This is a genomic window from Nocardia niwae NBRC 108934 = DSM 45340 (genome assembly GCF_001613465.1).
Classification (GTDB): Bacteria; Actinomycetota; Actinomycetes; order Mycobacteriales; family Mycobacteriaceae; genus Nocardia; species Nocardia niwae.
This window is the reverse complement of record NZ_BDCK01000086.1, coordinates 1-501: the sequence shown is the minus strand read 5'-3', so window position 1 is coordinate 501 and position 501 is coordinate 1. Positions and strand designations below refer to the sequence as shown.

Annotated in this window: 1 protein-coding gene; it reads right to left on the bottom strand. The window is 70.5% G+C overall.

From position 1 onward, the window contains the following. The coding region (locus tag NNI01S_RS32920) for an AMP-binding enzyme (RefSeq protein WP_157115179.1) at positions 1 to 501 on the bottom strand (501 nt) is incomplete at both ends.

The following is a 501-nucleotide window of genomic DNA, read 5'->3' as shown; positions in this document are numbered from 1 at the left end:
ACCCGCGTGGCCAGCAGCGAATTACCACCCAACGCGAAGAAGTCGTCGTCCAGGCCGACCTCGGCGGCGCCCAGCAACCCGGCGAACACTTCCGCCACAGCCTGCTCCACCGGCGAACTCGGCGCACGGAACACCGTCGCGGACACGAACTCCGGCGCGGGCAGCGCGCGGCGGTCCAGCTTCCCGTTCGGGGTCAGCGGCAGCGCGTCCAGCACCACGATCGCGTCCGGGACCATGTAGCCGGTCAGGAACTCCGACACCTGCGCCCGCAGCACCGACGGATCCATGCTCGCCCCGGCGTCGGCCACCACATACCCGATCAGACGGTCACCGGCATGCTCGTCCTCGCGGACCAGCACCACCGCCTGACTCACGCCCGGGCAGCGCAGCAGCGCCGCTTCGATCTCGCCGAGTTCGATGCGGAATCCCCGCAACTGGACCTGCTGGTCGCCACGTCCGGCGTACTCGAGGGTGGCCTGACCACCGAACCCGACCCACCGG